The sequence below is a fragment of the Streptococcus sp. GMD5S genome (assembly GCF_000298715.2).
In the GTDB taxonomy this organism is placed as follows: Bacteria; Bacillota; Bacilli; order Lactobacillales; family Streptococcaceae; genus Streptococcus.
In genome coordinates this window covers 1-15,195 of sequence record NZ_AJRG02000014.1, presented here as the reverse complement: position 1 = coordinate 15,195, position 15,195 = coordinate 1, and the positions used below count along the sequence as shown (strand labels likewise).

The 15,195-nt window shown below is 42.8% G+C and carries 18 protein-coding genes and 1 pseudogene; all 19 read left to right on the top strand.

The window, feature by feature from the left end:
* Position 1 precedes the first annotated feature (1 nt).
* On the top strand, positions 2-1,261 hold the full coding sequence (locus GMD5S_RS0207210; RefSeq protein ID WP_000869308.1) for a site-specific DNA-methyltransferase: 1,260 nt from the start codon (positions 2-4) through the stop codon (positions 1,259-1,261).
* Positions 1,258-2,430: pseudogene (locus tag GMD5S_RS0207205) on the top strand (DNA cytosine methyltransferase). Before GMD5S_RS0207210 ends, GMD5S_RS0207205 begins: the two are co-directional and overlap by 4 nt.
* Before the next feature lie 106 nt (positions 2,431-2,536).
* Entirely contained in the window at positions 2,537-2,659 is a 123-nt protein-coding gene (locus GMD5S_RS10855; RefSeq protein ID WP_272943094.1) for a hypothetical protein, read from the top strand.
* A gap of 79 nt (positions 2,660-2,738) precedes the next feature.
* On the top strand, positions 2,739-2,954 hold the full coding sequence (locus GMD5S_RS0207195; protein ID WP_000992184.1) for a DUF4314 domain-containing protein: 216 nt from the start codon (positions 2,739-2,741) through the stop codon (positions 2,952-2,954).
* Between the two features lie 49 nt (positions 2,955-3,003).
* Positions 3,004-3,477: a phage terminase small subunit P27 family gene (locus GMD5S_RS0207190; RefSeq protein ID WP_000057466.1), complete on the top strand. Its 474-nt coding sequence runs from the start codon at positions 3,004-3,006 to the stop codon at positions 3,475-3,477.
* Positions 3,474-5,066 carry a terminase large subunit gene (locus GMD5S_RS0207185; protein ID WP_000222988.1) on the top strand — a complete coding sequence of 531 codons (1,593 nt, stop codon included), beginning with the start codon at positions 3,474-3,476 and terminating at the stop codon, positions 5,064-5,066. The genes GMD5S_RS0207190 and GMD5S_RS0207185 overlap by 4 nt, the downstream gene beginning before the upstream one ends.
* 87 nt (positions 5,067-5,153) lie before the next feature.
* The gene (locus GMD5S_RS0207180) at positions 5,154-6,416 is read left to right on the top strand and encodes a phage portal protein (protein ID WP_000511777.1); all 1,263 of its coding nucleotides are present in this window, start codon (positions 5,154-5,156) and stop codon (positions 6,414-6,416) included.
* Positions 6,409-7,092 carry a head maturation protease, ClpP-related gene (locus GMD5S_RS0207175; RefSeq protein WP_001032310.1) on the top strand — a complete coding sequence of 228 codons (684 nt, stop codon included), beginning with the start codon at positions 6,409-6,411 and terminating at the stop codon, positions 7,090-7,092. Before GMD5S_RS0207180 ends, GMD5S_RS0207175 begins: the two co-directional genes overlap by 8 nt.
* Before the next feature lie 13 nt (positions 7,093-7,105).
* Positions 7,106-8,287 carry a phage major capsid protein gene (locus tag GMD5S_RS0207170; protein WP_000036012.1) on the top strand — a complete coding sequence of 394 codons (1,182 nt, stop codon included), beginning with the start codon at positions 7,106-7,108 and terminating at the stop codon, positions 8,285-8,287.
* A gap of 8 nt (positions 8,288-8,295) precedes the next feature.
* Complete coding sequence (locus GMD5S_RS0207165; RefSeq protein ID WP_008282402.1) at positions 8,296-8,577, top strand: head-tail connector protein; 282 nt, start codon at positions 8,296-8,298, stop codon at positions 8,575-8,577.
* Complete coding sequence (locus GMD5S_RS0207160; protein ID WP_000684964.1) at positions 8,577-8,921, top strand: head-tail adaptor protein; 345 nt, start codon at positions 8,577-8,579, stop codon at positions 8,919-8,921. Before GMD5S_RS0207165 ends, GMD5S_RS0207160 begins: the two co-directional genes overlap by 1 nt.
* Positions 8,908-9,276: an HK97 gp10 family phage protein gene (locus GMD5S_RS0207155; RefSeq protein ID WP_000190823.1), complete on the top strand. Its 369-nt coding sequence runs from the start codon at positions 8,908-8,910 to the stop codon at positions 9,274-9,276. The genes GMD5S_RS0207160 and GMD5S_RS0207155 overlap by 14 nt, the downstream gene beginning before the upstream one ends.
* Positions 9,273-9,590 carry a hypothetical protein gene (locus GMD5S_RS0207150; RefSeq protein ID WP_000710710.1) on the top strand — a complete coding sequence of 106 codons (318 nt, stop codon included), beginning with the start codon at positions 9,273-9,275 and terminating at the stop codon, positions 9,588-9,590. Before GMD5S_RS0207155 ends, GMD5S_RS0207150 begins: the two co-directional genes overlap by 4 nt.
* A 14-nt stretch (positions 9,591-9,604) precedes the next feature.
* Positions 9,605-10,183, top strand: a complete 579-nt coding sequence (locus tag GMD5S_RS0207145) for a major tail protein (RefSeq protein WP_000414381.1) — start codon at positions 9,605-9,607, stop codon at positions 10,181-10,183.
* A gap of 2 nt (positions 10,184-10,185) precedes the next feature.
* A complete protein-coding gene (locus GMD5S_RS0207140; protein ID WP_001232596.1) occupies positions 10,186-10,605 on the top strand; it encodes a hypothetical protein in 420 nt (139 codons plus the stop codon).
* 38 nt (positions 10,606-10,643) lie between these two features.
* A complete protein-coding gene (locus tag GMD5S_RS10850) occupies positions 10,644-10,769 on the top strand; it encodes a hypothetical protein (protein WP_001281455.1) in 126 nt (41 codons plus the stop codon).
* A gap of 23 nt (positions 10,770-10,792) precedes the next feature.
* The gene (locus GMD5S_RS0207130) at positions 10,793-13,909 is read left to right on the top strand and encodes a phage tail tape measure protein (RefSeq protein ID WP_000929215.1); all 3,117 of its coding nucleotides are present in this window, start codon (positions 10,793-10,795) and stop codon (positions 13,907-13,909) included.
* Positions 13,906-14,634 carry a hypothetical protein gene (locus GMD5S_RS0207125; protein ID WP_000618011.1) on the top strand — a complete coding sequence of 243 codons (729 nt, stop codon included), beginning with the start codon at positions 13,906-13,908 and terminating at the stop codon, positions 14,632-14,634. Before GMD5S_RS0207130 ends, GMD5S_RS0207125 begins: the two co-directional genes overlap by 4 nt.
* On the top strand, positions 14,634-15,195 hold a 562-nt coding region (locus tag GMD5S_RS0207120; RefSeq protein ID WP_016893823.1), incomplete at its 3' end, for a phage tail spike protein. The genes GMD5S_RS0207125 and GMD5S_RS0207120, both read left to right, overlap by 1 nt.

Below are 15,195 nucleotides of genomic sequence, written 5' to 3'. Positions count from 1 at the left end.
TATGAAAGTCACACAAGATATGACATGGGTCTCTTTATCCATTGACTCTTTAAAACCAGCGGCTTATAACCCACGAAAGAAACTCAAGAAGGGTGATAAGGAATACGAAAAAATCAAGAAATCCATTGTGGAGTTTGGTTATGTTGACCCGATTATTGTTAATTTCGATGGTACTGTAATTGGAGGCCATCAACGACTGACCGTCTTATCTGACTTGGGCTATAAAGAAGTTCAATGTGTTCAGGTTCGAATTGAGGATGAGAATAAGGTAAAGGCCCTGAATGTTGCTTTAAATAAAATCACAGGCGCGTGGAATGAAGAACTTCTCGCAGACCTGATGGTGGACTTGCAAGATGCGGATTTCAATTTAGACCTAACCGGTTTTGAAGCCCCAGAAATCGATCAGCTATTTTCTAAGGTTCACAACAAGGAAGTGAAAGAAGATGACTTTGATGTAGATGGGGAGCTGACAAAACCGACTATCTCGAAACAAGGAGATATCTGGCATCTTGGGAAACACCGAGTGATTTGTGGTGATTCTACAAAGCTAGAAACTTATCAGCTTCTCCTGGGAGATAAGAAGGCCAACCTTATCGTAACTGACCCTCCTTACAATGTTAATGTGGAAGAAACAGCGGGAAAAATCAAAAATGATGATATGTCCGATGCGGATTTTTATCAGTTCCTTTTTAACATGTTTGTCAATGTAGAACAGTCCATGGAGGATGATGCTTCTATCTATGTTTTCCATGCGGATACAGAAGGACTGAATTTCAGAAGGGCCTTTAAGGATGCTGGCTTTTATCTGAGCGGTTGTTGCGTTTGGAAAAAGAATGCTCTGGTATTAGGTAGAAGCCCTTACCAGTGGCAACATGAACCTGTGCTCTATGGCTGGAAACAAAAAGGAAAACACCAATGGTTTTCTGATAGAAAGCAGACGACCATTTGGGAATATGACCGTCCAAAATCCAGTAAAGAGCATCCGACTATGAAGCCTGTTCAGCTTATGGCTTATCCGATTCAGAATTCTTCCATGCGAGGGACACTTATACTGGACCCATTTTTAGGCAGTGGGTCTACCTTAATTGCGGCTGATCAGACAGGTCGAGTTTGTTATGGCATAGAACTGGATGAAAAGTTTGTGGATGTTATTGTCAAACGCTACATGGAAGCAACAGAAAAGACGGATGTGAAACTAATCCGTGAAGGCAGGACCTTATCTTTTGAAGAAGCTTTGAATGAAATGGAGGAAGCACAATGACGATAACTTTTCTGGATTTCTTTGCAGGAATCGGTGGCTTTCGTTGTGGATTAGAGTTGACGGGAATGAAATGTATTGGCTATTGCGAGAAGGATAAGTTTGCAAGAAAATCATATGAAGCCATGTATGAAACGAAAGGAGAATGGTTCCATGACGATATCACAAGCATCAACCCAGCACAACTTCCAAAAGCAGATTTATGGTGTGCGGGAAGCCCTTGTCAAAATCTGTCTATCGCAGGAAAGCGAGCCGGATTATACGGTGAACGAAGTGGACTCTTTTTTAGATTTGTTGCTTTGCTCGAAAGCCAAGAAGAAAAGGATAAACCCGAGTGGATACTCCTTGAAAATGTTAAGGGACTTTTATCAAGCAGCCGGGGACGAGATTATCTCGACTATCTCTCTAGTCTGGGGCAAGCAGGGTATGACCTCGAATGGCAGATTTTTAATTCCAAAGATTACGGAGTCGCACAAAACAGAGAACGAGTCTATACTCTCGGACATCTTAGAAGCAGAGGTAGACGACAAGTATTACCTGTCCGCAGAGAAAGCAGCAGCCATCTTAAGCAGCTTATAGGTGGCATGCAAAGTTACAGAGTTTATGATACTTCTGGCATTTCAACGACTCTTGTTGGTGAGGGAGGCGGAGTAGGTGCTAAAACAGGACTCTATATGATTGACCAATCTTTGACAGCTCCTAAGGTAACAAATACAGCACGCTGTATCACTGCTCGCTATACATCAGGGGTGACAAAAAGAACAGCTATGAATACAGCAGTTTTAGAAGTTGCTGAGCAAGAGGGGATAAAGGTTCGCAATGGTACTAAGAAAGGTTATCAAGTTGCGAATGTTGGAGATTCAGTTGATTTATCTTATCCAGGATCCAGAACAAGAAGAGCACGAGTTGGAAAAGGATTGGCTCATAACCTTTCTTGCGGAGGGCAAATGGGAGCTGTTGTCTGGAAGGGAAAAACAGTTAAGATTCGAAGATTGACTCCTAAAGAATGCTTCAGGCTTTAAGGATTTCCTGATGAGTTATTTGAAAAAGCTTGTGCCGTAAATTCGGATGCTCAGTTGTATAAACAAGCAGGAAACGGTGTGACAGTATCAGTTGTATTTGCTATTGGGAAAGCCATTCTAAATGCGATAAAGGAAAATCATGACGAATAATCTTCCTGAATCAGAAACCAAGCATTATCTTGAAAAAATTGCTGTTCAATTGGAGTCGTTTCCATCGATATCACCAGTTTCCAAAATACAACTTCAGGAACTGCTTATGCATATTAAGAGGGCATTGAAGACCAATCAGTTTGGTTATCTAGAATTGAAATATATCAATCAAATGATTGAGCAATTGATTGTGGAGACCACTCTTGAAAGTCAAAAAATATTCGAATAATTATCTCTTATAACTGGATAAATATGTATAATAGAGGTATTATACCATTGAACAAATTGAACCCCAAAGGAGAACAAAGATGAATGCGAAGATTGTAGAATTATTAAAAAAGCGGTATCCTGCTGGAACAAGGGTGCGGCTCTTAAAAATGGAAGACCCGAATCCAGTGCCAATTGGTATGTTGGGAACGGTGGAAGATGTAGATGATATTGGTTCCTTGGTTGTTCAATGGGACAATGGCCGACAACTCCATGTGTTACATGGCATTGATGAAGTAGAGAAAATCGATTCATAAGAAATTAAGTCTTCGGACTTTTTTCTTGTGGGCTGAAGGAGGTGAGGGCATGGCACAGAAGGGCAGAAAGCCCAAACCAATTAGTTTAAAAATCTTAGAAGGGAATCCTGGCAAGCGTCCACTTCCAAAGAATGAAATACAGCCTAAGAAGAAAGCTCCTAGATGCCCTTCCTGGCTTGAAGAAGATGCCAAGAAAGAATGGAAGCGTATGGGCAAAATCCTAGAAGGATTGGGACTTTTAACTGATATGGATATGACAGCTTTTGCAGGTTACTGCCAAGCTTATGCACGCTGGAAGGAAGCAGAAGAGTTTCTTTCAAAACACGGCTCTATCATCAAAACTCCCAATAGCTATCTCCAACAAGTGCCACAAGTTTCTATTTCTCAGACCAATCTTAAAATCATGCTTAAATTCTGTGAACAGTTTGGCTTGACTCCATCTTCCAGAACACGACTTGCTTCGATGGATACAGATGTGGGGTCAGGTGATGAAATGGAAGATTTACTTGGAGGGCGCTTATGACATATTACTACATCCCTTCTCCCTTCATGCTTCCAACTTCTCATTATGACGAGAAAAAGGCAGACCGGGCAGTAACCTTCATTCAGAATCTCTGCCATACCAAAGGACGCTGGGCGGGACAGAAATTCTTCTTATTACCCTGGCAGGAACAAATTGTACGTGACCTTTTTGGTATCGTAAAAGAAGATGGGAATCGACAGTTCCTGACGGCCTATGTAGAGATTCCTAAAAAGAATGGGAAGTCTGAACTAGCTGCTGCGATTGCTCTTTATCTCTTATACGCAGACGGAGAAGCCAGTGCCGAAGTGTATGGGGCAGCTTGTGACCGAAATCAAGCTTCTATTGTTTTTGATGTGGCCAAGCAAATGGTTTTGATGAGTAAAGCTCTGGAGAAACGATCCAAAGTCATGGGAGCCACTAAACGTATCATCAATTATTCCAATGCTGGTTTCTATCAAGTGTTATCGGCTGAAACTGGAACCAAGCATGGACTCAATGTATCAGGTTTAGTCTTTGATGAAATTCATGCCCAGCCCAATCGCCATTTATACGATGTCTTAACCAAAGGGAGTGGTGATGCAAGGGAGCAGCCGCTCTTTTTTATTATCACGACAGCAGGAAACGATAAAAACTCTATTTGTTATGAATTGCATACCAAGGCCTTAGATATACTAAAGGGGCGAAAAAAAGATAGTACCTTTTATCCAGTTGTCTATGGCCTTTCAGAAGAAGATGATTGGAACGATGAAGAGAACTGGCTAAAGGCTAATCCCTCCCTTGGTCATACGATTGGGATTGACCGGGTTCGGGAAGCTTATCTGAATGCCTTAGATAACCCAGCAGAAGAAAATGTATTCAAGCAATTGCGACTCAATATTTGGACCAATTCAGCTGTGACTTGGATTCCGGAACATATCTATGATAAAGGAAGACAGCCGATTGATGTGGAGAGTCTAAAAGGCAGAGATTGTTATGCTGGTCTGGATTTATCTTCCACTTCAGATATTACAGCCTTTGTCCTAATCTTCCCACCAAGAAATGAAGCAGAGAACTATCAAGTTCTTCCATATTTTTGGTTGCCTGAAGAAACCCTGGTTCTTAGATCTAGACGAGACCATGTGCTGTACGATGTCTGGGAAAAGCAAGGCTTTCTTCTTACCACGGAAGGGAATGTTGTTCATTATGGATTTATTGAACGGTACATTGAAGAACTGTCCACTATCTATCATATCAAAGAAATTGCCTATGACCGCTGGAATGCGACACAGATGGTTCAGAACTTAGAAGGCATGGGTTTAACAATGGTTCCATTTGGTCAGGGCTATAAGGACATGAGTCCACCTTCCAAAGAGTACTATAAACTCATGATGGAAGGTAAAATCCAGCATGGAGGTCATCCGGTTCTAAAATGGATGGCCCAAAACGTAGTCATGAGACAGGACCCAGCCGGAAATATTAAGCCTGATAAAGAAAAATCTGTCGAAAAGATTGACGGGATTATCGCGACCATTATGGCTTTAGACAGGTGCATTCGACATCAAAAGAATGACGGTAGTATTTATGACGAGCGAGGAATCTTATCCTTTTAAATTTATTAGATTTTCCACAATTGAAAGAGTGATTGTAAAGCATCTCAAGCGAGGTGCTTTTTTTCATGCCTAGAAAAGGAGATGACTATGGGAATATTGGAACGATTAGGACTAAAACGACAGAGGGGAGAGCCCAAAAATAAGTATGAAGGGAATGACTTTTCGCTACTCTTTGGTCGAACCACGAGTGGGAAAACGGTCAATGAACGGACGGCATTACAAACGACAGCGGTCTATGCCTGCGTAAGGATTCTGTCAGAGACCATTGCATCTTTACCTCTTCATGTTTATCGATACTCCGAAGGAGGAAAAGCAAAGGATACGGAACATGTCCTTTACACGCTTTTGCATGATGAGCCGAATCCTGACATGACATCTTTTGTCTTTCGGGAAACCTTGATGAGCCATCTCTTGATCTGGGGGAATGCCTATTCTCAGATTCTTCGTGACCGTTCAGGTCAGGTGATTGGGCTGTATCCTTTGCTACCGGATCAGATGAGCGTTCATCGAAGTGAGAAGGGCAAGCTCTTTTATGTTTACAATCGTTATGAGGAAGACAATCCTAATTTTCAGGAAAAAGGAAGCATTGTTTTATCACAAGAAGAGGTACTTCATATTCCAGGCTTAGGGTTTGATGGTCTGATTGGTTATTCTCCGATTGCTCTGGCGAAGAATGCGGTGGGGATAACGCTTGCCTGTGAAGAATATGGCGCTAGTTTCTTTGGCAACGGTGCTAACCCCGGTGGAGTTCTCGAACACCCGGGTATCTTAAAAGACCCTGCTAAGGTCCGAGATTCCTGGAATGCAGTCTATCAGGGGACACGAAATGCTCATAAGGTAGCTGTCCTGGAAGAAGGTATGAGCTATAAGCAAATTGGGATACCGCCTGAAGAAGCACAGTTCTTGGAAACCCGCAAGTTTCAAATCAATGAGATTGCGCGTCTCTTTCGGATTCCACCGCACATGGTAGGAGATTTAGAGAAGTCCAGTTTCTCTAACATTGAGCAACAATCCCTTGAGTTTGTTAAGTATACCTTGGATCCCTGGGTGGTTCGGTTTGAACAGGCTCTTAAGAAAAGTTTGCTGCTGCCGGAAGAAAAGAAGACCCATTTCATTAAATTCAATGTGGATGGCTTGCTTCGTGGGGATTACCAAAGTCGAATGAACGGCTATGCGATTGGACGGCAAAACGGCTGGCTCTCGACAAATGATATCCGAGAGCTGGAAGAACTCAACCCTATCCCGCCAGAAGAAGGGGGTGACCTTTACCTCATTAATGGCAATATGACCAAGTTAAAAGATGCAGGAGGATTTATGAAAACAAATCAAAAAGGAGAGAGTCATGAATAAATTTTGGAATTTCAGCGAGAATGAAATGGGGCGTGTGCTGCATCTAAATGGTACAATCGCTAGTGAATCCTGGGTGGATGATGATGTGACTCCGCGAATCTTTAAGAATGAACTCATGAGTGGCACCGGACCATTGACCTTATGGATTAATTCACCGGGTGGAGATGTCTTTGCGGCAGCTCAAATCTACAATATGTTAATGGACTACAAGGATGACGTGACCGTCAATATTGATGGCATAGCAGCTTCGGCAGCCAGTGTTATTGCTATGGCGGGAACCACCGTCAATATGAGTCCAGTTGCTATGATGATGATTCACAATCCGATGACGGTCGCAATTGGCGATTCTAAAGAAATGGAGAAGGCCATTGCTATGTTATCGGAAGTCAAAGAGTCCATTCTCAATGCCTATGAAATTAAGACTAGTTTATCTCGGGTACAGCTATCCCACTTGATGGATGCTGAGTCTTGGTTTAATGCTAAGAAGGCTCTTGAACTTGGGTTTGCGGATTCTATTTTGTATGAGCCTGCACCTCATGAAGATGGGACGGTTCAAAGTATGATGTTTAGTCGAGCAGCGGTGACCAACCAGCTGCTTTTAAAATTGGCTGATAAAAAACCTCAGCCCAAAACACCAGTTTCTCAGTTAGAGAAACGGTTGTCACTCTTGAAATAAGAAAGGAATAACCATGAGTAAAATTTTACAATTGCGAGAAAAACGAGCGCAGGTATGGGAGAAAGCAAAAAGCTTTCTGGATACCTGTCGGGATGATAAGGGGCTGGTTTCTGTAGAAGATACGGCCCGTTATGAAGAAATGGAAGATGAGGTTGTTCGCCTTGGTAAAGAGATTGAACGCTTGGAGCGGCAGGAAGCACTGGACAAGGAATTAGCCAGTCCGGTTAGTCAAGCCATTGTCGCCAATCCAACTGTAGGCGGAGGAAATCCAAAAGGCGGACGTTCCTCTAAAGCCTATAACACAGCTTTTTGGAACAATATCCGCAAGAAAAACTTCTATGATATCGAAAATACCCTCAGTATTGGAGACGACTCACGTGGCGGTTACTTGGTTCCAGATGAATATGAGAAACGTCTGATCCAGGCTCTTCAAGAAGAAAACTTCATGCGGAGTCTTGCAACGGTCATTCAGACTTCAAGCGGGGAGCGGAAGATTCCAGTTGTGTCAGGGAACGGTGAAGCCACTTGGATGGATGAGAACTCTAAGTTCAAGGAATCAGAAGATACCTTTAGTCAAGTAACGCTTGGTTCCCATAAGGTTGGAACAGCTATTAAGATTTCTGATGAGCTGCTCTATGATTCCGTCTTTGATTTGGAAAGCTATATGGCTAATGAATTTGCTCGTCGTATTGGTGTGAAGGAAGAAGAAGCTTTTCTGATTGGTGATGGAACAGGTAAGCCAACTGGAATTTTTCAAACGGTCACTGAAGGGGCGACTAGTGGTGGTGCGACGATTACCTTTGACGATGTCATGGATTTGTATCACTCGCTTAAATCACCTTATCGGAAAAATGCAGTATGGATTTTGAACGACTCCACCGTAAAAGCTTTACGGAAACTCAAGGACAATAACGGCAACTATATTTGGCAGCCATCTGTTCAAGCTGGTGTACCAGATATGATTCTGAATCGTCCTTATTTCACCTCTAGCTTTGTGCCAACCATTGATACAGGTAAAAAAGTTTTGGCTTTCGGTGACTTTTCTTACTACTGGATTGCGGACCGTCAAGGACGTTCCTTTAAGCGCCTGAATGAACTCTATGCAGAAAGCGGTCAAGTTGGCTTTCTTGCTAGTCAGCGCGTGGACGGCAAGTTGATTCTGAATGAAGCGGTTAAAGTCTTGACCATGAAATGAGGCTTCTCATGAAGATTAGTTTGGAGGAAGCAAAGAACTATCTGAGAGTCGAACACTCAGAGGATGACCACTTGATTCAAGTCATGATTTCTGCCAGTGAAGAGTTGTGTTCTAGTATCCTACGCAAGAATCTAGAGGAAGTGACGGAGGAGAAAGAAGTTGACTTCCTTCAGACGATTGTTTTGTTTGGGACAGCTTATCTTTACGAGCACCGAGAAGAAGGAGGGCAGGAGAGTTTGGTAGAACTCCTCAAGGCTCTTCTTTCTGCTCACAGAAGGGATGTGTTCTGATGAAGATAGCTCCATTAAGCAAACGGGTTTTCTTTGAAAAACGAGTCATTGTGCAAGATGCTATTGGCAATGAAAGCAGTCAGTGGCAGCAATTGTTTTCTAGGTGGTGTTCCTGCAAGGTGCTTCTTGAAATGGAAGGCACTACAACAGTAATGGTCAAGAATATTCATCAGTTACGCTTTACGCTGCGCTACGACTCTTCCATTCGAGAGTTGGATAGTCAAACCACTCGTCTTCGCTTTGAGGATAAGTTTTATAATATCAAGGCCATTGATTCGTTAACTTATCCTCAGGAGATAATCCTGATAGATGCGACAGAGGAGGTACAATATGGCAACAATTGACCCGTCTGACCTAGCTCGAGCTGTTCAAAAGGAGTTGGAGAATTATGTTGAAAGGTCTACTGAAACAGTGAAAGCAGTGGTGGAAGACAGCACGGGGGAAGCTGTTAATGAGTTAAAGAAACATTCTCCGAAAAAGCGGGGGAAATATGCTCGAGGCTGGAACTCTACTGTGACTAAAGAAACGAATCTAGCTTTGACAAAAACGATTTATAATCGAACACCAGGACTGACACACCTCCTTGAAAATGGTCATGCTAAACGAGGCGGTGGCAGGGTTGAAGGAATTCGGCATATTGCTCCTGTTGAAGAAAAGATGATTCGCCAATTTGAAGAGCGCTTGAAGGAGAAGTTATGAAAAAAGATGAGTGGTTTTCATTTTTGAACAGTCTAGGTTTACCCTGTGCCTATCATCATTTTGAGGAGGGGCATAGTCCAGCTCCTCCCTTTGTGGTGTATTGGTTTCCTGCTTCTCAGAATTATGGCGCAGATAATCTGGCTTATCACAAAGGAAGTCAAGTCAGACTGGAGCTTTATACCGAGAAAAAAGACCTTGAATTAGAAGAGAAAATAGAAGCAGCACTCGACAGTCATTCTCTCTTTTTTGACAAGGAAGAAACCTATTTGGATACAGAAAAGCTGTATCAGGTTATTTATCATTTAAGTCAATAGAAAGGAAAAATCCGATGGAGAAAAATAAAGTCACCTTTGGTTTGCAGGATGTCCATTGGGCAGAAGTAACCAAAGAAGGAGATGATGGGGCGCTGACCTACGGGACAGTGGAGCGACTTAGGGGTGCCGCAGAGCTGACCTTGGAGCCACAAGGGGATTCTGGTTCATATAAAGCAGACAACATCAATTTTTATACGACAGAATCTAATGATGGCTATGAAGGAACTCTGAAACTGGCTCTTTTGACACAGGAATTTTTGACCCGAGTGTTAGGAGAAACGATTGATGCCCAGAGTAAAGTCATCTCAGAAATCGCAAGCAGTGAGAAGAAAAACTTTGCCTTGATGTTCCGATTTGAAGGGGATAAGAAAGAAACGCTCCATGTGCTCTATTATTGTTATGCAAGCCGGCCAACAGTAGCTTCTAAAACAAAGAGCGGTTCAGACATCAATGAAGTGGAATTGAAATTCAAAGCCAGTCCTCGGCCGCTTGATAAGCTAGTCCGTCGCAGGACCACAGAAGATACCCCAGAAGATGTCAAAAAGACTTGGTTCGCAAAAGTCTATGAACCAACTGTGAAACCAGGAGGTTAATCATGAGGAAAACGATTCAGTTATCAGGTAAGAACATTGAGCTAGCTACTAATGCTTACACACCGATTGCCTATAAAAAAGAATTTGGGAAAGATTACTTTCAGGATCTGTTTCAAATGTTGCAGGCAGAGTCGATTCTAAAAAAAGCTGAACAGCTAGAAGAAGGCAAAACTTTATCTGCATCGGATGTGGGTATGAGCATGTTGGCGGATTTTGATATGACGTTTTTTCACAGGCTCTTTTGGGTTTTTGCCAAATCAGCTAACCCATCTATTGAACCTTTTGAAGAGTTCTTTATGGGCTTAGAAGACTTTCCGCTTCAAACAGTAGGACCGGTTCTGATGGAATTGTTAAATCAAGGAATGACCACCAGAAAAAAGTCGATGCGTCGGAAGAAGCGAGTAGCGAAACCTTCACGGTAGAATCCTATCTTCACTGTTGTAAAGAGACAGGACTATCCATGTCAGATTTAAAAGAGATAACGATTGGCATGGCGCTGGACTATCAGACAGACTATGTGGAAGTGCGTACCAAAGAAGCAGATAGAACTCGCAAGGCTACGCAGGTAGACTTTGATAATTTTTGATGTGGTGGTAAGGAGGTGACGGTATGGCTGGAACGATTAAAGGAATCACAATTGAAATTGGAGGCGATACCCAGCCCTTACAAAAAGCTCTAAAAGGGGTGAACCACGAAGCCTTAGAAGCAAGCCGAGAACTGAAACAAATTGATAAGGCACTAAAATTTGACACAGGCAATGTCACTCTCTTAACTCAGAAACAAGAGGTTTTAGCCAAGCAAGTTCAAACAACCAAAGAGAAGCTAGAGACACTACGTCAAGCCCAATCTCAGGTAGAAGCTCAGTTTCAAAGCGGGAAAATCGGAGCTGATCAGTATCGAGCTTTTCAAAGAGAGGTCGAAATCACTCAGAACACTCTCAAAATCTATGAGAATAAGCTAGAGGGTGTAAACCGAGCTTTGGAGCAAAATGGCTCCAGTGTCACCAGCAACAAAAGTAAACTAGCTGCTTTAGGAGCTGAACAAAATCAACTAGCTTCAGAGAGTGAGAAAGCCGCTTCCTCCTTTAAGTTGCAAGAAAGTCAGCTAGGCCGTAATGCCAGTGAATCTGAAAAACTGGCCCTTGCTCAGAAAAAGGTTGCGGCTCAGTCAGAGATTGTCGAGAAACAGATTGCCAATTTAGAACGGCAGTTAGAGTTGACCAAGGCTGAATACGGTGAGAACTCAGTTGAAGCCAATAAACTAGAAAAGTCACTCAATGAAACCAAGACAGCTTATCATCATCTGCAAGATGAGATGAGCAGCATGAGTGGGGCAAGTGATAATGCTAACCACAGCTTAGCAGAAACTAACAATCTTCTAAGGTCTGAGATTCTAGCCAACTTCAGTGAAAAACTGAGCGAAATCAGTCAGAAGCTGATTGACTTCGGAAAAGCAACACTGGAAGCTTTTCGAGAAGTGGACGAAGGGATGGATATCATCGTCACCAAAACCGGTGCCAGCGGAAAAGCACTGGATGAGATGACAGATATTGCAAAAGGCCTTGCGACTGAAATTCCAACGGACTTTCAAACAGTGGGCAGTGCTGTTGGTGAGCTTAATACCCAGTTTGGGTTGACTGGTGATGCCTTAAAGGACGCTTCTGCGACTTTGATTAAGTACGCAGAAATCAATGGTTCGGACGTGACGGAATCAGCTATTTCTGCAAAACAAGCTATTGAAGCTTATGGACTTGAGACGAGTGATTTAAATCGAGTCTTAGATACTGTCACTTATACGGCCCAGGCGACTGGAGTCAGTGTTCAGGATTTGATGAACAAAGCTATCCAAGGTGCTCCACAAATTAAGGCTTTAGGACTTTCGTTTGATGAGGGTGTGGCTCTTATGGGGCAGTTTGAAAAAAGTGGGGTCGATTCTTCGGCTGCTCTTTCTTCTCTCTCCAAAGCAGCAGTCAACTATGCAGCTAAAGGAAAGACACTGAGTGAAGGCTTAAAAGAAACGGTCGAACAAATCCGAAACAGCACTAGTGAAACGGAAGCCTTAACGCTTGCATCCAGTATCTTTGGTACTAAAGCTGCTCCACGGATGGTGGATGCCATTAAGCGGGGGGCTCTATCTTTTGATGATTTAGCAGGAACCGCAGAAAAAGCAAAGGGAGTGGTTGCTTCCACCTATGAAGCAACACTTGACCCTATTGATCAGTTCACCTTAGCTCAAAATGCAGCTAAAGAGGCCATGGCCGAAGTTGGAGGAGCGATTGCAGAAACCCTAGCTCCGTTTCTCCAACAACTTGTTCCGCTTTTAAAAAGTGTTGCGGAATGGTTCGTGAATCTTCCGGAACCTGTGCGGGAGTTCATTCTGGTTGTGGGTGGACTGGTGACTGTTGCGGGTATTCTCTTACCCATTATTGTAGCCTTACAAGCTGCAGCTTTAGCTCTTGGGACGACGATTGGAGGGATGTTAGCTGCGGCTGCTCCGATTGTAGGGATTGTACTTGCGGTGATAGCGGCTGTTGCTTTATTGGTCATTGGTATTAAGGAACTATGGGAACATAATGAAGCTTTCAGAACGGCTGTTACGGATGCTTGGAATGCTATCTATTCAGCTGTTTCTTTCATCGTTCAGACAGTCGTAGACTTTGTGATGGAAATTTGGGGAACCTTGGTTTCTTGGTGGCAGGAAAATCACCAGTTGATTCAAGATGCTGCAACAACTGTCTGGAATGCCATTTCGACGGTAATCACCACCATTATGGATTTAATTGGGCCTTATCTAACAGCCGTTTGGGAGAATATCAAGCTCGTTGTTACAACAGCTTGGGATATTATCAAGACGATAATAGAAACAGTCCTAAATGTTATTCTTGGCATTATCACATTAGTTATGCAGGTGATCACTGGCGATTGGTCTGGTGCCTGGGAAACCATTAAGCAAATTGTATCTACCGTATGGGAAGGGATTCAGTCCATCATTGGCACCATTCTTAATGCTATCTGGCAATTTATAGTGAATAGCTGGAACGGTATCAGAGATAGTGTTTCAAATATTCTATCAGCCCTTTCTTCTTTATTTTCATCCATTTGGAATGCCATTCAATCCACGGTGACAGGGATTGTTCAGGGGATTGCAAGCGCACTATCCAATATCTGGAATGGGATCTTTCAGACCATATCAAATGTCCTAAACAACATCTTCTCAACTGTTCGAAATATTTGGGATGGAATTAAAAATGCCATTTCTGGAGCGATTGATGGGGCTAAAAATGCCGTATCCTCTGCCATCAATGCCATAAAGAATCTCTTTAATTTCCATATCTCTTGGCCGCATATTCCATTGCCGCACTTTAGTGTCAGTGGGTCGGCCAATCCGCTTGATTGGCTAAAAGGGGATATTCCACGAATTGGTATAGAATGGTATGCCAAGGGAGGGATTTTAACAAAGCCAACCATCTTTGGATTAAATGGTGCGAACCTCTTAGCAGGAGGGGAGGCAGGCAGAGAAGCAGTGCTTCCCTTAAACAGAGAAACATTGGGTCAGATTGGCCGAGGGATTGCCTCTACTTTGGATGCTCTGCCACAGATTACCATTACAATTTCAGATGTTGTAATTAGGGAAGAAACGGACTTAGAGCGCTTGGCAGAACATGTGGCAGGAAGGCTGGCAGATGAACTAGCCAGACAAAAACAACTGAAAGGATTGGGAATATGATTCGACACAATGAGTTGGTGATTGATGGGGTGCATACTTCCTCTTTCCCTTTTAAGGTGATTGTAGAAAACAGTCCACCGATTGTCATGAAAAGCAGCAAGACTCAGCTCCTTGAGCATAGAGGGATCAGTGGTGCCGTCATGGAAACCAACAAGCATCGCAATGTGATGGAGTTGACATTTAAGATTTATGTGGTCAAGCCAAGTGAAGAAGAACTTTTTCAGTTTTTGACTCTCTTTTCTAAAGAACAGTTTTGGCTGGAGAGCGAGCAGTTGAAAACAGTCCAACTCTGGTGCTATAAGGTCCTTGTTTCAAAAGTTATAAAGGACAAGCATGAGGTTTATGAGATGGAAGCGACATTCCAATGCCATCCCACAAAGTTCTTTAAAGATACAGATAGTCAGTCGTTCACTCAAAATGGTGCTCTGCGAACGAAGGGGTCGGCTTTGGCTTTTCCCAAATTGACAATAGTTGGAAACACCTCAACTGAAACCAGTTTTACGATTGGCAGTCAGGTTATTCGTTTGGAGAAAATAGAGTCTGGTGAAACACTGGTGATGGATAACAACCCTGACAAACCAAGTTTTAGAACCTTATCGGGAAAAAGCATCAAGTGGTCTGGTGACTTTTTAACGATTGACCCTTCAAAAGATAAAACAGTGGGAGTCGTATTGGAAACTGGGATTCAGTCCATTCGTTTTGAGATTGTCTGGGGGTGGGCTTAATGCTTTATTTATTGGATAAGGAAGTACAGACCGTTAAATGGAACGGTATCCCCCTTTATGAAGCAGTATCTGCTAGGGTAAAGGAAACATTGAATGGAGATTTCACCTTAACCCTCAGGTATCCTATAACGGACAGCTATCTTTATCGGCTATTGAAAGTAGATAATCTGATTAAAGCTCCTGTCCCTGAATTAGGAGAACAGCTTTTTCGTATTAAGAAACCAGTTGAAATGGATGACCATGTGGAGGTTCTGTGTTATCACATTACGGATGATGTCATGCAGCATTCCATTAAGCCAATCGGAAATTCTCAAGTCGGCTGTATGATGGCCTTATCCAGTATGGTTCAGGCAGCCAAAACTAGTCTTAGTCCTTTCTCTTTTACCAGTGATATCGTAAAGCACAGGGATTTCAATACCAAAGAGACAACAACACTATACAGTGTACTGCTAGATGGAGCGCATTCTATCGTTGGAACCTGGGAAGGTGAGGTCACTCGAGATAATTTCTTATTCTCTATTCAAGAGCACCGAGGAGAGAATCGTGGTGTCATTATTACGA